This is a genomic window from Xenorhabdus hominickii (assembly GCF_002632725.1).
In the GTDB taxonomy this organism is placed as follows: domain Bacteria; phylum Pseudomonadota; class Gammaproteobacteria; order Enterobacterales; family Enterobacteriaceae; genus Xenorhabdus; species Xenorhabdus hominickii.
The window spans coordinates 203,356-225,084 of sequence record NZ_NJAI01000007.1 but is presented as its reverse complement, the minus strand read 5'-3'; the positions used below and the strand labels follow the sequence as shown (position 1 = coordinate 225,084).

22 protein-coding genes, 1 pseudogene and 1 riboswitch are annotated in these 21,729 nt (G+C 40.7%); of the genes and pseudogenes, 11 read left to right on the top strand and 12 right to left on the bottom strand.

Annotated features, from left to right (window positions below; genetic code table 11):
• Window positions 1-91: 91 nt before the first annotated feature.
• Window positions 92-598 (bottom strand): non-heme ferritin, encoded by a 507-nt coding sequence (gene ftnA / locus Xhom_RS19995; protein ID WP_069316087.1) that lies wholly within the window; start codon window positions 596-598, stop codon window positions 92-94.
• 345 nt (window positions 599-943) lie between these two features.
• On the opposite strand from ftnA, the gene Xhom_RS19990 reads away from it, so the two are divergent.
• Window positions 944-1,174, top strand: a complete 231-nt coding sequence (locus Xhom_RS19990; protein WP_069316088.1) for a DNA polymerase III subunit theta — start codon at window positions 944-946, stop codon at window positions 1,172-1,174.
• Window positions 1,175-1,219: 45 nt separating this feature from the next.
• On the opposite strand, the gene pip is transcribed toward Xhom_RS19990, so the two are convergent.
• The 3 genes from pip to Xhom_RS19975 form a co-directional block, all read right to left on the bottom strand.
• The gene (gene pip, locus Xhom_RS19985) at window positions 1,220-2,170 is read right to left on the bottom strand and encodes a prolyl aminopeptidase (RefSeq protein WP_069318437.1); all 951 of its coding nucleotides are present in this window, start codon (window positions 2,168-2,170) and stop codon (window positions 1,220-1,222) included.
• Between the two features lie 82 nt (window positions 2,171-2,252).
• On the bottom strand, window positions 2,253-2,624 hold the full coding sequence (yebF, locus tag Xhom_RS19980; protein ID WP_069316089.1) for a protein YebF: 372 nt from the start codon (window positions 2,622-2,624) through the stop codon (window positions 2,253-2,255).
• 101 nt (window positions 2,625-2,725) lie between these two features.
• Window positions 2,726-2,908, bottom strand: coding sequence for a YoaH family protein (locus Xhom_RS19975; RefSeq protein WP_069316090.1), 183 nt, complete (start codon window positions 2,906-2,908; stop codon window positions 2,726-2,728).
• 137 nt (window positions 2,909-3,045) lie between these two features.
• Between Xhom_RS19975 and pabB the strand changes: the two genes are divergently transcribed.
• The 8 genes from pabB to mntP all read left to right on the top strand — a co-directional run bounded on the left by pabB (window position 3,046) and on the right by mntP (window position 11,314).
• Window positions 3,046-4,416 carry an aminodeoxychorismate synthase component 1 gene (gene pabB / locus Xhom_RS19970; RefSeq protein ID WP_069316091.1) on the top strand — a complete coding sequence of 457 codons (1,371 nt, stop codon included), beginning with the start codon at window positions 3,046-3,048 and terminating at the stop codon, window positions 4,414-4,416.
• Window positions 4,413-4,982, top strand: a complete 570-nt coding sequence (locus Xhom_RS19965) for a CoA pyrophosphatase (RefSeq protein WP_069316092.1) — start codon at window positions 4,413-4,415, stop codon at window positions 4,980-4,982. Before pabB ends, Xhom_RS19965 begins: the two co-directional genes overlap by 4 nt.
• A 169-nt stretch (window positions 4,983-5,151) precedes the next feature.
• Complete coding sequence (locus Xhom_RS19960; protein ID WP_069316093.1) at window positions 5,152-6,516, top strand: L-serine ammonia-lyase; 1,365 nt, start codon at window positions 5,152-5,154, stop codon at window positions 6,514-6,516.
• Window positions 6,517-7,068: 552 nt separating this feature from the next.
• On the top strand, window positions 7,069-8,034 hold the full coding sequence (gene manX / locus Xhom_RS19955; RefSeq protein WP_069316094.1) for a PTS mannose transporter subunit IIAB: 966 nt from the start codon (window positions 7,069-7,071) through the stop codon (window positions 8,032-8,034).
• Between the two features lie 83 nt (window positions 8,035-8,117).
• Window positions 8,118-8,915, top strand: a complete 798-nt coding sequence (locus Xhom_RS19950; protein ID WP_069316095.1) for a PTS mannose/fructose/sorbose transporter subunit IIC — start codon at window positions 8,118-8,120, stop codon at window positions 8,913-8,915.
• A 13-nt stretch (window positions 8,916-8,928) separates the two neighbouring features.
• Window positions 8,929-9,786, top strand: a complete 858-nt coding sequence (locus Xhom_RS19945) for a PTS mannose transporter subunit IID (protein ID WP_069316096.1) — start codon at window positions 8,929-8,931, stop codon at window positions 9,784-9,786.
• Window positions 9,787-9,876: 90 nt separating this feature from the next.
• Window positions 9,877-10,335, top strand: a complete 459-nt coding sequence (locus Xhom_RS19940; RefSeq protein WP_069316097.1) for a DUF986 family protein — start codon at window positions 9,877-9,879, stop codon at window positions 10,333-10,335.
• 153 nt (window positions 10,336-10,488) lie between these two features.
• Window positions 10,489-10,607: riboswitch (yybP-ykoY riboswitch) on the top strand.
• Window positions 10,608-10,729: 122 nt separating this feature from the next.
• Complete coding sequence (mntP, locus tag Xhom_RS19935) at window positions 10,730-11,314, top strand: manganese efflux pump MntP (RefSeq protein ID WP_145957487.1); 585 nt, start codon at window positions 10,730-10,732, stop codon at window positions 11,312-11,314.
• Between the two features lie 128 nt (window positions 11,315-11,442).
• Here the strand turns inward: mntP and rlmA are convergent, their stop codons facing one another.
• Window positions 11,443-12,258, bottom strand: a complete 816-nt coding sequence (rlmA, locus tag Xhom_RS19930; RefSeq protein WP_069316099.1) for a 23S rRNA (guanine(745)-N(1))-methyltransferase — start codon at window positions 12,256-12,258, stop codon at window positions 11,443-11,445.
• 159 nt (window positions 12,259-12,417) lie between these two features.
• Between rlmA and Xhom_RS19925 the strand changes: the two genes are divergently transcribed.
• Window positions 12,418-12,963: a GNAT family N-acetyltransferase gene (locus Xhom_RS19925; protein ID WP_069316100.1), complete on the top strand. Its 546-nt coding sequence runs from the start codon at window positions 12,418-12,420 to the stop codon at window positions 12,961-12,963.
• 73 nt (window positions 12,964-13,036) lie between these two features.
• Here the strand turns inward: Xhom_RS19925 and uhpC are convergent, their stop codons facing one another.
• From uhpC to Xhom_RS37640, 6 genes are all read right to left on the bottom strand, one after another.
• Complete coding sequence (gene uhpC, locus Xhom_RS19920) at window positions 13,037-14,368, bottom strand: MFS transporter (protein ID WP_069316101.1); 1,332 nt, start codon at window positions 14,366-14,368, stop codon at window positions 13,037-13,039.
• 858 nt (window positions 14,369-15,226) lie between these two features.
• Entirely contained in the window at window positions 15,227-16,750 is a 1,524-nt protein-coding gene (gene uhpB / locus Xhom_RS19910) for a signal transduction histidine-protein kinase/phosphatase UhpB (protein WP_069316103.1), read from the bottom strand.
• Window positions 16,750-17,358 carry a response regulator transcription factor UhpA gene (gene uhpA, locus Xhom_RS19905; RefSeq protein WP_069316104.1) on the bottom strand — a complete coding sequence of 203 codons (609 nt, stop codon included), beginning with the start codon at window positions 17,356-17,358 and terminating at the stop codon, window positions 16,750-16,752. Before uhpA ends, uhpB begins: the two co-directional genes overlap by 1 nt.
• 142 nt (window positions 17,359-17,500) lie before the next feature.
• The gene (gene uhpT / locus Xhom_RS19900; RefSeq protein ID WP_069316105.1) at window positions 17,501-18,877 is read right to left on the bottom strand and encodes a hexose-6-phosphate:phosphate antiporter; all 1,377 of its coding nucleotides are present in this window, start codon (window positions 18,875-18,877) and stop codon (window positions 17,501-17,503) included.
• A 275-nt stretch (window positions 18,878-19,152) separates the two neighbouring features.
• The gene (locus tag Xhom_RS19895; protein ID WP_069316106.1) at window positions 19,153-20,319 is read right to left on the bottom strand and encodes an AAA family ATPase; all 1,167 of its coding nucleotides are present in this window, start codon (window positions 20,317-20,319) and stop codon (window positions 19,153-19,155) included.
• A gap of 294 nt (window positions 20,320-20,613) precedes the next feature.
• Window positions 20,614-20,769 carry a DUF4431 domain-containing protein gene (locus Xhom_RS37640; protein ID WP_232326359.1) on the bottom strand — a complete coding sequence of 52 codons (156 nt, stop codon included), beginning with the start codon at window positions 20,767-20,769 and terminating at the stop codon, window positions 20,614-20,616.
• A 135-nt stretch (window positions 20,770-20,904) separates the two neighbouring features.
• On the opposite strand from Xhom_RS37640, the pseudogene Xhom_RS19885 reads away from it, so the two are divergent.
• A pseudogene (locus tag Xhom_RS19885) lies at window positions 20,905-21,502 on the top strand (IS5 family transposase); the annotation flags it as partial.
• 29 nt (window positions 21,503-21,531) lie between these two features.
• Here the strand turns inward: Xhom_RS19885 and Xhom_RS19880 are convergent.
• A partial coding sequence (locus tag Xhom_RS19880; protein ID WP_244590797.1) for an IS1 family transposase occupies window positions 21,532-21,729 on the bottom strand: 198 nt, incomplete at its 5' end.

Here is a 21,729-nt window from a genome sequence, read left to right as displayed (position 1 = left end):
TAATCGTTATTCCTGCCTCAAAAATAAACGAAGAAAGCAGGAATAGCGGTACAAAACAGTTCAAATTATGACTTGAAAAGTAGAGAGAGTATCAGGCCTGGGCGGGTGCCATAGATAGTTCCTTCAATTCTTTATCCAGTAAGAACAGAGAGTTACCACTTCCACCTACCATATCCAATTTATCCAGAATGGACTTAAACAATTTTTCTTCTTCATGCTGTTCGGCAACATACCACTGCAAGAAGTTAAACGTAGAATAATCCTGTGTCATCATTGCTACATGAGCAAGTTTATTAATCTCTTCTGTGATCAACTTTTCATGCTCATAAGTCTGGTTGAATACATCAGAGATAGAATCAAATTCAACAGGAGGAGCTTGAATAGCGCCCAAAACAGGCATTGAACCAGTGTCACCCAAATAATCAAACAAACGCTGCATATGCTGCATTTCTTCTTGTGAATGTGATCTCAGAAATGCCGCGGCTCCCTCATACCCTTTATCACTACACCATGCGCTCATTTGTAAATATAAATTCGCAGAGTAGAATTCCAGATTTAACTGCTCATTTAATTGTTTGATCATTTCTTTTTTTAACATCAGCCAACCCTCCTAAAACTTTATTAAATTAGATGTATTATGCCAAGAAAAAACACATAAAACAAAAATAAAATATAAACATTTAACCTTATGATAATAAAAGATTAAATTAACTATAAATATAAGAATAAATCTCATTAAATATAAGTAAACAAGAATCAATTTTATTTAATTTCATTTCCACTTAAAAAGTTAAATTTATAATAAAAATGAGAATAGATATTATTTATATTTACCAAGATGTTTTTTTAAACTTTTTAAACTTTTTAAACAACTTGCTAAAGTCAAAAGAGTCGATTAATTTTCTCTCCCGATAAATGAGAATTACCTTTTAGAGAGGCCATAATGGAGCATAACTTAGCCAAATTATCCAAAGATGAGATGGATAAGGTCAATGTTGATTTAGCAGCATCCGGCGTTGCTTTTAAAGAGCGCTATAATATGCCTGTCATTTCTGACACTATTAAACAGTCACAACCACTGCATCTGCGGGAATATTTCCAACAGCGTCTAAGTCACTACCGCCAACAATCGAGATTCCTGTCCCGCTTACCTTATGAGCCCAAAAGCCGTTAAATAGATGAAAAAAGATAACCACCACTTCGAGGGTGGTTATCTTAGTTATTGAGTAACAAATTTATCGGTGGCTTGGATTAACTGGTGCAAAATGCCCGCTTCATCAAAAGAGTGCCCCGCGCCTTCCACAATGTACAATTCAGCTTCCGGCCATGCTTTTGCCAGATCCCAAGCATTCTGTACCTGACACGTCATATCATAACGCCCATGCACAATGATAGCCGGAATATGCCTAATCACATCAATATGATCCAATAACTGCTGGGTTTCATCTATAAAACCACCATTGATAAAATAATGGTTTTCAATTCGTGCGAACGCTAAAGCAAATTTATCTTCTGAAAATGAATCAGCATTTTCAGAAGGCAATAACGTTACAGTTTCACCTTCCCAGAGGCTCCATAAACGCGCCGCTTCCAATTGCACTTGCCGATCATCACTCACCAGACGTTTATTATAAGCCGCAATCACATCACCACGTTCTTCTTCGGATAAAATGGATAATGTGCGTTCCCATTTATCTGGGAAAAAACGAGAAGCCCCTTCCTGATAATACCAATGCAATTCTTGTGGCCGAAGCAGAAAAATCCCTCTCAATATCAGTTCTGACACACGGTCGGGATATTTCTCCGCATAAGCCAAAGATAAGGTTGATCCCCATGAACCACCAAAGACCAACCACTTCTCAACCCCCATCAAATTACGCAGCCGTTCTATATCATCTATCAAATGCCAAGTTGTATTGTTTTCCAAACTCGCATGAGGTTTAGAACGACCACAGCCACGCTGCTCAAACAACATAATATGATAACGTTCAGGATCAAATAACTGCCGATGATAATTTGCAATACCACCACCAGGGCCTCCATGAATAAATACTGCGGGTTTACCTTTCGGATTGCCACACAGTTCCCAATAAATTTGGTGTCCATCTCCTGTATCTAAATACCCTGTTTGATTCACACCATAAGGGGGATAAAGTTTCCGTTGTTCCATCATCAAGGCCTCTCACTGTTTAAACAAAACGGGATACTTTCCTAGTATCCCGTACATATTTAAAGATAGCATGACAGTCTATTTACTTTATTTCACTATAACTAATAGTCTCTTTGTGACAATCAATAGTGACATTGTAACTTTTGTCATTTTTTGAGCCTCGGACAATAAGCGGAACCTGCAATGCGTTTTTATCACCAGTAATATCGTTGACATTTATCCATGCGACTGGTTTTGGCGTTCCTAATTGCTTTCTATCTTTATCCCAATGGTTAATGCGATTTTGTAGAAAATCTTGCTTAACCTGCGCTGCTATTTGATCTTTGGTTAAATTAGTACAAGAAACAAACGTCGCCACACGCTCATTCTCGGCAGCGGTCGCAGTAAATGAAACAGAAAGCAAAACCCCTACACCCAATAATCCCATACGATGAATAAACTGACTTGCCTTCATATTACCTCCTATTACCATCCAAATATTATGGATTAAAAGTTGTAGTAAACTAACATGTAGTAGAAAGTAATTATGTGATTTTTGTTAAAAATGCGTTGCAGCTATTTTTCATCATCCTCAAATAAAACATGGATCTGTTCATTGTTCTGATGCTTATCGCGCAACTCCTGAGCAACAATGGCAATTGCTTCCCCACTTCCCATTCCTTCTAAAATGAGCTGATGGATCCTTTCTACCGCAATTTGCTGCTCTTCATGGGATAATGCTGGCATACCTGAAAACATAGTTAGAACCTCAGACATAAGATAACAATTAATAGCACAAGCGGGGATTATAGTCTTTTTATCTCAGGTCAGGAGTAAGATTCTGTGATAATCTCGGCTATTTATTATTGATTATCTAACGCCAACACTGGTTCACCATGAAGATTGCATTACAAAAACGACAACTACCTTATACTCCCGACCTTGCCACACGCTATTTTGCCCCGATTTCTTCATCTCCATGGGCAATGTTGTTACATTCCGGCGCTGCCGAACACCCACATAATCGATTTGATATTTTCGTCGCCGAACCCGTGACAACATTCGTTACTCACGGTGGGTCTACCGAAATTACACATGATGGCGAGGTTTCTCTTTCTCAGGAAGACCCCTTCCTGTTGCTAAAAAAACATCTTTATGAATGTGATATCACTCCCTCATTCGATCCCGACCTCCCTTTTCAAGGCGGGGCATTAGGTATATGGGGATACGATCTTGGGCGACGAATTGAAAAATTACCCACAATTGCAGCCAATGAGCTGAATTTTCCTGATATGGCGATTGGGATCTATGACTGGGGGCTGATTGTTGATCACCAGCAACAGAAAGCCACTTTACTGAGCTATCACGATATTGATGGACGGCTGGCATGGTTAAAATCGTTGCAGGAAAACAGGAAGGCAGATTTTTCCCTGACAAGTCAGTGGCACTCTAACATGACTGACCAACAATACCACGAAAAAATTGCCCAAATCCATCGTCATCTACAGAGTGGTGATTGCTATCAGGTTAACTTATCACAACGTTTCCATGCTGATTATCAGGGAGATGAATGGCAGGCATTCACCCAACTCAATGAGAGTAATCAGGCTCCCTTTTCTGCTTTTATTCGCTTACCTGAACACTGCATCATCAGCGTTTCACCTGAGCGCTTTATTCTGCTGGAAGATAAGAAAATCCAGACTCGTCCCATCAAGGGAACATTACCTCGCTTGCCAGATCCTGCCGAAGACCAACTGCAGGCTGAAAAATTAGCAAATTCACGCAAAGACCGTGCTGAAAACCTGATGATCGTTGACCTACTGAGAAATGACATTGGCCGGGTTGCCACTCCGGGTTCGGTTAAAGTTACTGAATTATTTGTCGTGGAACCCTTCCCTGCCGTACATCATCTGGTTAGTACCATTACGGCACTCTTACCTGATAAATATCATGCTACCGATTTACTTCGTGCCTGCTTTCCCGGTGGTTCAATTACCGGCGCCCCGAAAATTAGTGCGATGAAAATCATAGAAAAGCTGGAACCACATCGCAGACATGGATATTGCGGCGCTATTGGCTATATTAGTTTCTGCGGTACAATGGACAGCAATATCACTATTCGTACCTTACTGACAGAAAAGGGAAAAATTTACTGTTGGGCTGGGGGTGGTATTGTTGCAGATAGTATTGCTGAAAAAGAGTATCAGGAAACATTTGATAAACTCGGGCGGATCTTACCTCAATTAGGGAAACTTGATATACCATGACTTCACTTTCTGACTTCATTCATCGGTTTCAATTACAGCTTCCTGAGCAACCAACGCATTTAGCAAACAATGAACGGAATGCCGCCGTATTACTGCCGATTATATGTAAGCCGGAACCAACACTTTTACTCACTCAGCGATCTCACAGCCTCCGTTCCCATGCAGGTCAAATTGCATTTCCGGGCGGAGCCGCTGACCCTGAAGATTACTCCATTATTGCCACCGCCTTGCGGGAGGCAGAAGAAGAAGTCAGTATTCCACAAGATAAAGTCCAAATACTGGGGCAATTAGCCCCTCTGGATAGCAGAGGAGGCTATCGTGTCACTCCGGTGATAGGGCTAATTCCCCCCTCCATCTCTTTTCGGACGAATCCCGCAGAAGTGGCAAAGATTTTTGAAGTTCCACTGTTTGATGCGCTTTCTCTGCCCCACTATCAATATCTAGACATAAAATACCGTAGTCGCCAGCACCGCATCTACTTTTATTGGCATCAAGAACAAATGATTTGGGGATTAACCGCAGCTATTCTCTACCAACTCGCACAACAAGTTCAAAAAACAACCTAAATCGAACGTAAGATGACTTGTTTTCGTGCATTTATTATTCAAAATCATATCAATTGCTATTATAATTAAAAAAAAACTGTAAACTCCTTTATCAACACTACTAAATAACAGTAAAGTAGCGCGCTTTATTATAAATAACTATATCTCTTTCTTCTTAAAGGAGTCTGGCGTGATTAGCGTTTTCGACATGTTTAAGGTGGGTATTGGCCCATCCAGCTCTCATACTGTTGGCCCGATGAAAGCAGGAAAACAATTTGTCGATGATCTTGTAAACCAAGGAGTAATGTCCTCTATCACGCGTGTAGCTGTTGATGTATACGGCTCACTTTCATTAACCGGGAAAGGTCACCATACGGATATCGCTATCATCATGGGTCTGGCTGGCAATATGCCAGCTACTGTTGATATTGATTCTATTCCAGGTTTTATTCGTGATGTTGAGCAAACTCAACGTTTGCCACTGGCAAATGGTTTACATGAAGTCGATTTTCCTCGCGATGGGGGTATGAACTTCCGTAGCGATAACCTGTCACTGCACGAAAATGGCATGCAAATTCATGCGTTCGCAGGTGATAAAAAAATATACAGCAAAACCTACTACTCTATCGGTGGTGGTTTTATTGTTGATGAAGAACATTTTGGCAAACCATCTCAAGATACCAAACCTGTTTCTTATCCATACAGTTCTGCTGCTGACCTGCTCATGAACTGCAACAAAACAGGCCTGTCCGTTTCAGGCTTGATGATGAAAAACGAACTGGACTTACACAGTAAAGAAGAAATTGCTGAGTATTTCGCAGATGTATGGGCGACTATGGAAGCCTGTATTGATCGTGGTTTGAATACAGAGGGAATATTGCCAGGGCCACTGCGCGTTCCTCGCCGTGCGGCAGCACTGCACCGCATGCTAACATCATCAAACAACCTTTCCAATGACCCAATGAATGTCGTTGATTTAGTGAATATGTTTGCATTGGCTGTCAATGAAGAAAATGCCGCAGGTGGTCGTGTTGTTACAGCCCCAACCAATGGTGCATGTGGTATCGTGCCGGCAGTCTTAGCTTATTACAATCACTGCATTGAACCAGTGACACCGGAACTGTACATCCGCTATTTCTTGGCCTCTGGTGCTGTTGGTATCTTATATAAGATGAATGCTTCTATTTCTGGTGCCGAAGTTGGCTGTCAAGGTGAAGTAGGCGTTGCCTGTTCAATGGCAGCCGCTGGTCTTGCAGAGCTACTTGGCGCAAGCCCTGAGCAAGTTTGCATTGCGGCAGAAATCGGCATGGAACATAACCTCGGCCTGACATGTGACCCTGTTGCAGGCCAAGTACAGGTCCCATGTATTGAGCGTAACGCCATTGCTTCAGTCAAAGCAATAAATGCAGCTCGTATGGCACTTCGTCGTACCAGCGAGCCACGCGTTTCTCTCGATAAGGTCATTGAGACCATGTATGAAACAGGTAAAGACATGAACGCGAAGTACCGTGAAACTTCACGCGGTGGCTTGGCGATCAAAGTTCAGTGTGACTAATATAAAATACCACTCATTGACTTTGTGATGACCGCATTGACCTTGTAATGAATAGTATTGTTGCCTACTTTCATTACACCTGAAAAATATCTGGAAAAATACCCTTGCCATTTGGTAGGGGTATTTTTTTAGCTGAAACGGATCATCAAAGTATATTTTTTTCTATTTTATGACAAAAGTATCACAATTTTTTTATGTAAAAATTAATAAAATGTTACCGGAAACAGTAATAAAAACCAAAAATAAATAAAATTTAAGAATAAAATAACAAAAAAATATATATAACAAATCAAAACCCCGTTTTCACCTATTAAAACAGCCTGTCTTAATTTTTCTGACTGATAGCAATTTTCTTGAAGGCTTCAAATGATAATCTAGCGACATATTTTCTTATGTAACGAAATATAACACTATGAGAGGTGAAATATAGAGATAGATTTTCGATAAGACTTTATGTTTGCAGCTATCATATTTGTTAATAGGAAATACGATACATTAAGAATATTGAGCTTGAACCAAAACTGGATTCAATTGTTACAGAGGGGAAAACAAGTGAGTATAGCCATTATGATTGGCACACATGGGGCTGCGGCAGAGCAACTGCTTCACACCGCAGAGATGTTGATTGGAGAACAAGAAAACGTTTCTTATATCGACTTCATACCTGGTGAAAATGCTGATACGTTATTCGATAAATACAACAGAAAACTGGAATCACTTGATACAACGCAAGGAGTTTTGTTTTTTGTCGATACTTGGGGTGGCAGCCCGTTCAACGCTGCAAACCGTATCGTGGTAGACAAAGAAAATTACGAGATTATCACTGGTGTAAACGTCCCAATGCTGGTTGAAGCTTTCATGTGCCGTGACGATAATCCATCAATGGAAGAACTAGTTTCTGTTGCTTTGGAAGCAGGAAAAGAAGGTATCCGGGCACTAAAAACAGAGCCAGAAGAAGAGGTTAAAAAAACAGAGCCAGTCAAACCTGCGGCTCCAGTTACGGCTCCCGTTTCAGCACCAACGGCAGGTGGTCACATGAAAATTGCGCTTGCACGTATTGATGACCGCTTAATTCATGGTCAGGTTGCAACCCGCTGGACAAAAGAAACTAACGTCAAACGTATCATCGTCGTCAGTGACGAAGTTGCTCAAGATATCGTTCGCTCTACCTTATTGAAACAAGTTGCACCACCGGGTGTCAGCGCTCATGTCATCGATGTTGCTAAATGCGTCCGCGTTTACAACAACCCTAAATATGCGGGCGAACGCGTTATGCTGCTATTCACTAACCCTACCGATGTGTTGCGTATCATCGAAGGTGGTGTTTCATTGGAATCCATCAATATCGGTGGTATGGCTTTCCGTCAGGGTAAAACTCAGATCAATAACGCTATCTCTGTTGATAAAACAGATATTGAATCCTTCAAAAAGCTGAATTCTCGTGGTATAGAACTTGAAGCTCGTAAAGTCGCCAGCGATCCTCGTTTGAATATGATGGATCTGCTCAAGAAAGTTTAAAAACAACAAAATATTTCATTTTACTAACCATTACTCAATAACAAAATTCTTACCAAATTACATTTGGTTACAGGAGAAAAACAATGGAAATTACCGTTGTTCAACTTGTGTTGATATTCATCGTTGCCTGTATCGCAGGCATGGGTTCCATTCTTGATGAATTTCAATTTCACCGACCATTAATTGCCTGTACATTAGTCGGCTTAGTGTTAGGCGATATTAAAACAGGGATCATCATCGGCGGTACACTGGAGATGATTGCTCTTGGTTGGATGAATATCGGTGCAGCAGTCGCCCCTGATGCCGCTTTAGCTTCCATCATTTCAACTATTCTGGTTATCGCGGGTGGACAAAATGTCGGTGCAGGTATTGCGCTGGCTATCCCGCTAGCGGCGGCAGGCCAAGTTCTGACCATCATTGTTCGCACACTGACTGTTGGATTCCAGCACGCCGCAGATAAAGCCGCAGAAAACGGTAATCTACGTGCGATCAGCGTTATTCATATTTCAGCATTAATGCTTCAAGCAATGCGTATCGCATTGCCTTCATTGGGCGTAGCATTGTCCGTCGGAACATCCGGCGTCCAAGATATACTGCATTCCATTCCGGAAGTTGTCACGACAGGTCTCAATATCGCAGGTGGAATGATTGTTGTTGTTGGTTACGCAATGGTGATTAACATGATGCGCGCGGGTTATCTGATGCCGTTCTTCTATCTTGGTTTCGTGGCTGCTGTTTATGTCCAAAACCTCGTGATACTGGGTATTGTTGGTGCTGTTCTGGCGATCCTGTATATCCAGCTTAGCCCCAAATACAATCAATCACAGGTAGCCGTTCCAGCCGGCAATACCCCAAATGATCTTGATAACGAATTAGATTAATAGGATGAACAACATGTCAGAGACAACAAATATGAGCCAGAAAAAACTGACACAAAGCGATATCCGTGGTGTCTTCCTCCGTTCTAGTCTATTTCAGGGTTCATGGAACTTTGAACGTATGCAGGCGTTGGGATTCTGCTTCTCAATGGTACCTGCCATTCGTCGTCTTTATCCGGAAAATACAGAAGAACGGAAGCAGGCTATCAAACGCCATCTGGAATTTTTTAATACCCACCCTTACGTTGCAGCACCTATTCTCGGTGTCACTATGGCGATGGAAGAGCAGCGTGCAAACGGTGCCGACATTGATGATGGCGCAATCAACGGGATTAAAGTCGGTTTAATGGGGCCACTGGCTGGGGTTGGTGATCCAATATTCTGGGGTACCGTTCGCCCTGTTTTCGCGGCACTTGGTGCCGGTATTGCGATGGGTGGTAGCTTGTTAGGGCCGCTTCTGTTCTTCTTCTTATTTAACCTCGTACGTTTGCTGACTCGTTATTACGGCGTCGCCTATGGTTATAAAAAAGGGATGGATATCGTCAAAGACATGGGGGGCGGCTTCTTACAAAAATTGACTGAAGGGGCGTCAATTCTAGGTCTCTTTGTTATGGGGGCTTTGGTTAATAGTTGGACAAAAGTCAATATTCCCCTCGTTATATCCAAAGTACCTGATCCAACAACAGGCGTGGTTAAGATAACATCTGTCCAATCCGTTCTGGATCAACTATTGCCAGGTATTGCCCCGCTATTACTGACATTTGCTTGTATGTGGCTATTGCGGAAAAAAATGAATCCTTTGTGGATCATTGTGGGTTTCTTTGTTATAGGTATCGCAGGTTATCATTTTGGTTTTCTGGGCTTAGCCAAATAACCTTGGCGAAAAAGTTATTAGCTATACAAATAAAGGGGAGGATAATACCTCCCTTACTTATTATTAAAGGTTATCAAATCAGGAGACAAAATGAGCTTGAATGATATCATCTTGATAGGTTTAATTTTATTAATGCTTTCTTTTGCAATTTATGATGAATTCATTGTCAATCAACTCAAAGGGAAAACACAATTAAATATAAAACTCAAAAGAAAACAGAGGATTGACGCCCTGATATTTATCGTTTTAATCATCATTATTATTTACAACAATATCATCTCGCATGGTAGCCAGTTTACTACCTATTTATTATCATTCATCATACTAATGACGTTATATCTTGGTTATATTCGCTCACCAAAACTACTCTTCAAGAAGCACGGTTTTTATTATTCCAACCGATTTCTCTCTTATACAAAAATTAAGGAAATGAACTTATCTGAAGATGGTATTCTTATGATCGAATTAGAAGATAATAAAATATATATTTCCGTAACAAATTTGGATGACTTAGATAAAATTTATCAATTTCTGGTGGATAATAAATAACATCATCTATCTCAAATCCATATATTAAATAAGGTCAATAATTCACATTGGTCTTATTTAATCCGATCGATCATAGGATGATAATAGTTATCAATATCATCTTTAAGATGATAATAAAATACTTTTTGCCTTTTATTCTGAATATGTTATTGTCCGCGTTAGTCATTGGGGAGTAGCCTGTTCCAGACAATCTCTGGAAAATTCGTATCAACATACTCGTTTAAAATAAAACGTGGTACGAATGCCTAAAAGAGCCTGACAGAATTCAGGTTGTATACCTAATAGATTTCAGATAAAAGGTATCAATCGGTTGGCAAGACCATAGACACATAGCAACACCATTGGTTGGGGGTGGGTTATGTGTATATGGAATCACCCAACCGAGGCTATTTTGATGAATACCTATGCAATACTGACACTCTCTCTAGCACTTTCCATGGATGCTTTTGCAGCAGCACTAGGAAAAGGAGCTGCCCTCCATCGTCCTCATTTTCGCGAAGCTATCCGTACAGGTATCATATTTGGTTCAGTAGAAGCCTGTACTCCCTTAATTGGTTGGTCATTAGGATTATATGCCAGCCAATATATTATTGAATGGGATCATTGGGTTGCCTTTTTATTACTGTGTATTCTTGGCTGTCGGATGATTATAGAAAGTTTCAAACGTGACCCCGAAATAGCCATCGAATCCATCCCACGCAATCACAGTTCAATGACATTAATTCTCACGGCTATTGCAACCAGTTTAGATGCTATGGCTGTTGGTGTCGGTCTTGCCTTCTTACAAGTTAATATCCTGCATACAGCCATGATCATAGGGATCACAACAATGATTATGGCTACGCTGGGAATGTTAATTAGTCGTTATATCGGTCCTATATTCGGTAAAAGAGCCGAATTGATTGGTGGGTTAGTGTTAATCCTCATTGGATTTAATATATTGTTTGAACACCTTAAATTATTTATGTATGCAGAATAGTTTCTTACTTCAATCCAATTATTTGAAGTGAATTTAAAATAAACCCCCAGCTACATAGCTAGCTATGTAGCTGGGGGTGAATGAATTCGGCTAACAAAGAAGGTAATTGAAAATATAAAAGTGGATTATCAAGTACGTCGATATACCTTCAGCGTAAAATCTGCTTCACAATAAAATTGCTCTTTCTCTACCAACTGATTTTTAACGTCTTCAGATGCTCGCCAAGCAAAAGGTGTCATTTGCAGTAAATTATGGGCTTGTTCACCATCCAATGACATTGGATATGCCAAGGTTTCGGTCGCAATTAATTTAAAGCCTTCCCATTGTTCATAGTTTTCAGGATGCAAATGCACTTCCTGATAAATCAGCTCTTTCAATTGATACAGATGGCGTGGGCCTGGCGTCACAGTTAAAACAATACCATGCGGTTTCACCACTCGCGCCAATTCTGTTGCCTTACAGGGTGCATAAATCCGCAAAATACCATCTAGTGAGCTATCTGAAAATGGCAGTCGGTGACTGGATGCTACACAGAAATTGACATTAGGATAACGTTTAGCACCGTAACGAACAGCAACCTTCGCCACATCCAATCCATATACCGCCAAATGCCGAAGAAGATTTAACTGCTCCTGCACCTCAGCCGTGTAATATCCTTCACCACAACCAATATCCAGTAACGAGTCAGCCGTTTCAGGCAAATACTCATCAAGCAATTCAATCGCTTTTTGCTGCAACAGATAATAGTGACCGGAATGCAAAAACGTCCTTCTCGCTTGCATCATCTCCATACTATCACCCGGCTCTTTTGAGCGTTTATGCTGAACGGGCAGCAAATTAACATACCCCTCTTTAGCACAATCAAATTGGTGATTATTTTCGCAACGCCATTGATGATGGGTAAACAATAATGGTGAATGACATAAAGGACATTGATAAGACATAACATTCCGATGGGATAGGAAAAAATTAAGGGTGTACTATACCATGTTTTTAGACCCCATGTTTTTGCCAAATTGAAGAAACACGTTGACTATTTTGAACTCTAAACCTATTGTTTTTGATTACCATTAAATAACATTATTATTACAAATGAGATCGCTATGCCATTTAATAATTTAGAAACTAAGCGACTTCTATTAAAAAAATTAGTTTGTAATGATACCGTTCAAATTCAGCAAAAATTCCCTCATTGGGATATCGTCAAATACTTAGACAGCAGTGCCGTTCCCTGGCCCTATCCCGACGATGGAGCAGAGTACTTTGTCAATAATATTGCCCTTCCAACAATACAAGCAGGAAAAGCATGGATATGGTCTATAAGGCTAAAGACTCATCCTGATGAACTCATTGGTATAATTGGGTTATATGATAAACAAGATAATAATAGAGGTTTCTGGCTATCTCCAGAATATCAAGGCCAGGGGCTGATGCGTGAAGCCTGTGAAAAAGTCACTGATTATTGGTTTCACACATTGGGAAAATCCGTCCTTACCACACAAAAAGCCAGTATTAATCAGCGCTCGCAAAGAGTCTCGTTGAGACAGGGAGCCAGATTAACAAGAGTGGAAGAAAAAGAATATGTATCAGGAAAATATAACTGTGAATTTTGGGAAATAGCCAAGGATGAATGGTGTAATAGGCAATAAACCAATATATTATACAATAATGCTAGAAGATATTTTATACCGCTCAATTACAAATGTTAAAATACAACTAAACTCATAGTTCCTCGGTTCTTTGTCGGGGAAACTGAGCTTGCAAAAATGGAAGTAATAATAAACCTATCAAAACAGAACAGATGGAAATGGTAATAAACAACCCCGTCCAATGGTAATTTTCCAGAATGATGGCAAAAGGATAACCAGCAAGGGCGGCTCCGGTATAGGCAAAGAGGCCAACAAAACCCGTTGCAGCACCCGCAGAATCTTTATGTGAACATTCAGCCGCAGCCATGCCAATCAGCAACTGTGGGCCAAAAACAAAAAAACCTATCGTAAAAAAACCAATTGATTGGAAAACTAAATCAGTAACAGGCATTAACCACAGAGCGGCCACTGACAAAAAAATCCCCATCGCGAATATCAAATTCATCGGCCCACGATTACCTGCAAATAATCTGTCTGAACCCCAACCAGCCACCAGCGACCCCATAAATCCACCAACCTCAAAAAGTGATAATACCGCATTTGCACTCACTAAATCATAATGATGATATTCCGTCAGGTAGAGGTTTCCCCAGTCGTTAATCACGGTACGGACGATGTACACCAGCACGTAACTAAATGAAAGCAACCAAATGTATTTATTACGAAAAACATAAGTTTTCAGTATTTCTTTGGTGGTTAACCCTTGCCCTTGGCTTTCCTGTATCCTTTCCAAGTGATCGTTACGAAACTGACCAATAGTCGGTAATCCCATCGTCGTAGGTTTGTCACGTAATCGCCAACATAAAAATAGTCCTGCCAAAATGCCCATACAGCCCGGCACAATAAACCCTTCCCGCCAGCTAAAATGTAACGTTAAAAAACTGACGAACAAAGCAACCAACGCACTACCTACATGATGTGATGTGTTCCATAACGACCACCAGAATCCACGTTCTGAACGAGAATACCAAGAGGTGAGCAACTTAGCACATGACGGCGAACCCCATCCCTGAAACCAAGCGTTTAGTATCCAAAGAAAGGTAAACATCACAACCGAGCTGGACAGACCAAAAAATATATTGATTATCCCCGTAGCAATCAGTCCTATTCCCATAAAATAGCGGGGATTTGAACGATCCGAAATAATACCGGAAAGAAATTTGGAACAACCATAAGTGATATAGAACAAAGTACCGATAAGACCAATTTCACTCTTATCGAGGCCAAGATCAGCTATCATGGCAGGCATCGCATAGTTAAAATTTTTACGCGTAAAGTAGAACAGCGCATATCCTACATAAAGGCTCAGCATTATATGCAAACGCCAATAACGGTATTGTTCCCGGATCTCTCCATCAGACAAATGATTGTGATGCGCTGGCTTTGATTGAGAAAAAAATGTCATAACATGCCTTAAAATTTAGGCTATTTATTTTTATTACTTTAAAAACAAATAATTGCATCTATATAATTCGTTATAGCAATCAAATATGTACATATGTATGTACAAACAAGAAAAGCACTCAGAAATTCCAACTCAGAGGATGGCTCTATAGTATTAGACATGCTTTCCACTTACTACAACTTTGATAAATTTCAGCATACGACTATCTGAAAGAGAAGCAGGAGATTGCGGAACGGTAAGAAAGGAAGCGACTGTCGCTATAGGGCAGAAATCTGCTATTTAATATGCAGAGTATCAGCCAAAAGAATTTTCCGATTTGAAATCGGGAAAACATGCACCATGCAGAAGTTAAAGATGGGAAATCCCGAATTTAGATAACCTGTTGATTTTACTAATTTCTCGCATAGAGCGGGAATTCAATTAAATCAAGGAGTTAAAAGGGGAAGCTTTTCCTCTTTTAATGTTTAGAATACAAAAAGAGAGTCATGGGAATTCACAGAAGTAAATATAGGTAGATTCTGTCGTGCATCATCCAGAGTCGTTGCAACTGCTTATGCCAGCATCGTAGATACTTATCAGATTTATGATCTTGAAACCGATAAAGTTATGTTTCTTGGTCTTACAGATAAGGCTTTTGCACACCTTAAGAAAAAAGTGAGTTCAGATAAGAGAGATATTGCTATGGTGCGCAACAATCCTCAAGATCAAAAAATAGTTTATGAGGCATATGATATGCTTTGTAACTCAAACCCAAAATCATATATTCTTAATTATAATAAAATATTTCGTTGATTATATAAGCCCTCATTCCGAGGGCCTTTTCATATCTTTAAAGCTCTAAATCCGCCACCCTCTGCCTTAAAATTTAGGCAAAATAATCGATAAATCAGTACCCAAATAAGTAGAACCATCCTGCCGTTTTTCGCTATGAATCGAAAACTTTCCACCAAGAGCCTGAACACGTTCGCGCATGCCCCGTAATCCAAATCCTTTCATATGATCTTCAGCCTTACAGCCAATGCCGTTATCTTTAATCAATAGGTGAATCATCCCCTTAACGGAAAAATGCAACTCAATGCGATCCGCTTGAGCATATTTCAATGCATTATTCAGGGCTTCCTGACAAAGGCGATATAATGTGACTTTGGTTGTGTCACTCAGTTGCTCAATGATCGCAGCAGAATCTGCAACCCAATGAATATCCACTACTATACCATGGGTTTCAAACTCCATATCCCGCAATAATTGTTCAATTGCTTCTTTCAAGCCGAGATCATCAAGAATTTTAGGACGTAATCGGCTAAGCAATCCTTTAGTTGTATCATAAACATTGAGGGATAATGATTCGATAGTTTTCGCACAATTAGCGCTAATGGGTGCCACTTCTACTCGCTGGATGATATTAGCCTGTGTACGAATGGCGGTAATATTCTGACCAATTTCATCATGCAATTCCCGTGCAATTTCCCGTCTTACTGATTCTTCTGCTTTCACTAATTGACGGGATAAGCTGTGATTGCAGCGTAATTGACGCTCTAACTGTGCATTGAGGTCACGCTGACGCTGGACCGCTATCCCTAGCATGATCCCAGTTAATGTCTGTACCAAAAGTGATAACAGTAAATCAGTGATCTCCATATTCGAAACACCACTGCGTGCGGCAATCAATGCGATACTATTCAATAGAGTACCGAGCACAGCACCTTGCCAGCCATAACGAAAAGCTAACAAAATAATTGGGATGGCTAAACAAAAAGGGGCAAAGTAACGCAATTCATTCGGAACACCAATCTGAATGAAGATATTCCCTATAAACAAGAGGGTATACAGAATAATGTGACGGAGGCGAAAATGAATCTGATGAGATACCAGATTGGCAGTCAAAGGAAACCAAATATTTTGAAACAAGTAATGCCACACTAAATAACACAAAGGAACCAGCATCACACCGCCGGTTAAACTTACCAAAAATGCAATAACCAAAGCAGAATTATGATTGCTTACCACCACAACATTAATGATTGACGTTGCAAGAATGACCCCCATCATGACAGCAAATCGTTGCCATTGGCTGCCACCATAATATCGGCAGGCAAACCAAACAAGGGGCAGGCTGGCTATACTGGCCATTAAGATCGTAAGCCATTGGGGTTGCCCCATTAACAACGCCAAACCAATGGTGAGCCAACATTCTGCGCCGTAAATGGTCGGCCAGTAACGCTTAGGGGTATGTAATACAATCCCAAGGCGTAAAGCGAAAGGAAAAAATAAGATAGCCAGCTCTGAGTCATTGACAAAATAGTAAGCAATTACCCATAAGCAAAACCACCAACAGGAAAACAACAGCCAGCCGCAAAATGAATTAAGCAAATATCGACGCATTAAGGCTCACTAGTGGAAAAATAATTTGCCAGCCCAACGTTATTTGTTACCCCTAATTTACTCATCGCATTGGCTCGATGAACATGCACCGTTTTGTGGCTCAGTCCCAATTCGACCGCTACCATCTTGACATCCATACCTCTGGCAAGCATCTCACCTATTTGCCGTTCCCGTTTAGTCAGATGATCCAATGACTTAGGATTATTTTTTGATGACGTCAATTTAAGCACAATATCCGGTGTGAAATAACAACCATTATTTGCTGTGGTACGCACCGCCTGAAGCAATTCATCCGGGCTACAGCGTTTACTGAGATAACCACGTGCCCCTGCCTTCAACGCATTTTCTACCATCGTGGCAGAATCATGAACACTCAACATAATACAGCTAATACCTGAAGGAAGATCGGGCAGTAATGACAACCCACTTTCATCTTTCATCGAAATATCGAGAATACAGACTGTTGCGCCTGAACCTGGCAAGCCTTGTCTGGCTTCAGCACATGAGCTAAATTCGCCCACCACTTCAATATCAGATTCTAGATTCAGTAACTGTGCAAATCCTGAACGCACGACAACATGATCATCCACTAAGGCTACTTTAATCATCACTATTTATTATCTAATTAGAGAATCAGATAAAGCTACTCTTATTAGGATAGATTCGCAATAGATGCGGCTTCCAGATAAAAAAACAATGAAAAGATGCTGCTGTGGATATAAAGCAGCACCTGTATTTTTGCAATATGATCTATTTGATTCTATTTATTTTTCGGATCTTTCTCTCTTCAGCGATAGCAACAAAAACGAGTAAGCTAAGACACGCAAATGCTGAAGCATCAAGAGCAACAAATGTCCCTTTCCAGCCCGTCAAACCAAAGATAGGTACACCATCAGCAATCATACCCAAACCAAGTTTGGCAAAACTGTCACCGATTAAATAAGCAAACGTTCCTTTAACACCGTCGGCAACACTAATTGCTTTTTTCGGCACGAAACCAACCGCAGCCACGCCAATCAACAGTTGTGGGCCAAACACCAAGAAACCGAGTACAAACAGAGAACCCAGATACATGAATTCGCTGGTAGCATGCTGATAGAACTCAAGGCAGACAATAATCAAACCTAACGAAATACAAGCAACCAGAGCGCGACGACCGTTGGCCAAATCTGACAGATAACCCCACATCAATGTCCCGACCAACGCCCCAACTTCAAACATGGTAAAACCAGTGATGGCTGTTTCTTTTGAATGTCCCAACTCCTGATACGCATACACCGTTGACCATTGGTCGATACCAATACGCACGACATAAAGGAAAATATTGGCAAAACAGAGTAACCAAATCACTTTGTTTTTCAGTATATATTCAACAAAGATCTCACGTTTGGTCATGTTATTTTCTTCTGCCGCTATGTCTTCTTCACTAACAGCTTCACCAAATAACTCTTCTACTTTACCCAAACCGTAACTTTCAGGGGAATCGCTACCATAACGCAATCCAATGAAACCAATGATCAGCGCAATAATAGAAGGGAAAATAAACATCCCGATCACGTGACCATTAAAGAAATAATTGGCACCAAAAAGTGCAACTGCCGCAGCCCCGGCTCCGCCTACGTTATGTGACATATTCCACAAACCAAGGTAGGTTCCGCGCTTATTACGGGGAGTCCATTTAGTAATCGTCGAGTAGCTGGCAGGCCCACCTATACTTTGGAAAAAACCACTCAACGCATAAAATGCCACCATCAGAAAAAGACTGATGCTGGAACTACCCATACTCATACTGAAACCCAGCATGGCAAGACCAGATAGAATCAACATAAATGGCAAAAATTGTTTAGTATTCTTACCATCTGCATAATAAGCAACGACGGTCTTACCAACTCCGTAGGTAATAGAAAATCCTAACCCTATCAAGCCCAATTGCGTCATCGACAAACCATAAGTCGAGATCATGTCATTTTGAGCTATGTTAAAGTTTTTACGTACCAAATACATAGCCATATAACCAATAAAAACGACCAAGTACGACTGCATAAAGGGTTTAAACCACATTTTTCTGCGTACTTCTGCTGGAAGATCCAGCGTCGGCTTACGGATTTGTTCTAAAATTTTAATCATGTGAAATCCTTAGATAACTACGAGAAGAAGGACCTTTTTGATGCAGGTAGAAATAAAAAAGGCGAACCGCAAGAATGCGAAAATTTTCGTAGGTATTGTTATTGCTTAGCAGTTTAAGAAACTGGAGAAAGGTTGGCTTGAGCTAGCGCCTTAGTTAAACTAGGAATATTTCCTAGTTTTGCTTTATTCGAACGTAAAGCGTGAGAAGAATCACACTATTTATTGAACAAGGAGTGATTATCACATACTGACAGATTCAATCAAAAATAAGATATTCAATTCTTATCTGGCCATCGCCATGCAGGTTCATCCAAAATATCTATTCCAGAAATATACGTTTCCCCGAGCTGTTTTGTAAGCTGAATCGGCTGACACAGTGAAGATTGGCCCAATGACGAAATCAACACTGGCGAGTGCGAAACAACCCAAAGCTGCGTATGTCTGGATGCTTGTATAATAAGTCGAGCTAATGAAGGCAAAAGTTCAGGATGCAAACTTGTTTCCGGTTCATTTAAAACCATCATTGAAGGCGGGCGAGGCGTCAACAACGCAGCAATCCACAACAGATAACGTAACGTTCCATCTGATAACTCTGCCCCCGAAAGTGGACGAATAAGACCATGCTGCTGAAATTGTATCGTAAACTGCCCTTCGTCTGAACGAGCAATATGCAAAGATGCCCCCGGAAAAGCATCATCAATGGATTCATCAAGTAATTGAGCATCACCAATTTCGCGGATTGTTTGTAAAGCGGCAGCCAGATCTCGCCCATCGTGGTGTAAAACAGGTGTACGTGTCCCGATTTGTGCTTTGCGAGCTGGTGCATCACTGTCAGTACGAAAATGATCATAAAAACGCCAACCACGAATAAATTCACGCAAGTGAAAGACTTCCGGTGCAGTTGAAGGATCTGCAAGCTGATCGAACATACTGGTAAAACTATTAATATGTTCTGATGCAATTTGCCACTTTCGGCCCTTACGGACCCGAATTATCGCCCCTTTTCGCTCAACCATTAAACCTGCTGGATGGTAGCTTCCTCCACCCCAAATACATTCCTGTTTAATCTCAGGATCTAACGTAAAAGCAGACATTGACGGCTCTGGTAAGCCAAGAGCAATAGAATAACTTAATGAATCAGTCGTGAACCCAAGGCGCAAACGCTTCACTTCCCGCCTTACCCTGCCTTGCACTGGTAAAGTACCAGTGCGTACGGCATTGGAGAAAGTTTCTGGCCCAGCCCAAAATGCAGAATCCAAACCACCTTCAAGAGCCAAAGAGTTAACCACTCCCCCTTGAGCCGTTTCAGACAATAATCGCAATGCCCGATATAAATTAGATTTACCACTGCCGTTTGGCCCTGTAATGACATTCAGAGCACCAAGTACAATCCGCAAATCGCGAATAGAGCGATAATTATTGATAAAAAACGCTGAAATCATAGTATCCTGCTGTTTTAGTGACTCTGTTTACGATTTTTCGTATTCGTAATTCATTCGAGGTTTGGTTTTTTCTTTTAGTTTTCTTGCATTTTTTTATAATGATCAATCTGCTTTTTATTTTCTACTGCAAATTTCTTCCATTGAGGTTCATTTGATTGTTCTAAACAAGATTCATCAATCTTTTTACAAATAGAGAAATTATCAGTTGATAAGTTAACCATCTTTGTTATACAACTGGTTTCGACTCAAGAATACTACATAGATGCTGTAGTTTTACCCACACTATTCAATATGTCACTTATGAGCTGCTTCAATTCTTTGAGTATTAAGAATCAGCGGAGTATGATGGTGTCCAGTTTCCGAATACATGATGCTTCCAGTTACTCTCACCCGATTGCCAACAAGACTTCTATAGATGTCATAAAAATCAGAGCTGATCACCAGTTGCATTAAATTACTATTTCTCCATTTGGCAGCACCTTTAGCACATTCAATAGGTTTATCTGGCTGCAATATCCAATAAGTTTCTGAGAACCTATTCAGAATCTTTTTAAACCTGAATAGGTTCTCATGTAAACTGCTGGGATGAGAAAAGCTTATGCTAGTGACATTAGTCGAGAAGTGTTCATGGAAATTGAACCCCTGTTGCTCAGTAACAGGAAGCGCACACGCCCCAGAAAAGTCGATGTCTATGAGGTATTTTGTGCATTGTTATATTTACTCAAGAGCGGTTGTCAGTGGGATATGCTGCCCAGCAATTTTCCCTCCAAAAGCACGGTTTATTACTACTTCAAACTTTGGAAAGAGAAGCCGTCAGAAACCGAACCCAGCCTGCTCGAGCAAGCTTTAAAAAAATGTCGTTGGCGAGGTCCGCATCAACCATGGTCGGAACGTCAACACCGCTTTCGTGATAGTTGATTCGCAAAGTGTCAGGAACACGGACACGGCGCGTGAAAAAGGGTATGACGCGGGTAAAAAGGTGTCCGGTATCAAGCAGCATATTGCCGTGGACAACCAGGGACTTCCCCATGCTATCACGGTGACTACCGCTGATGTGACGGACAGAAAAGGCATGTTGGCAGCCTTTACTATGCACAAGAATGCGCTTATTGATGTGACGAATATCCTGGCGAATGGCGGTTACACGGGAGCCCCCTTCGCTGATCGTATACGTGAGATATTGGGTCATGTATTAAATAGTTAGATTGAATATCAAAAATAGTACTCACGCTCAATAAAAGTTCCTATCACCTTATCGTACATTTCTTCGGATTTTGAATAACTGATAGTTTTTCTATTCAGTCTTTTTATTCGAGTACGCTGAGTTAAATTCGTTCTCTCTATACGCTGAGTAAACGTCTTTCCAGTCAGGTGATCTTCCTCGGGAAGGTTATCATAAACAACATAATC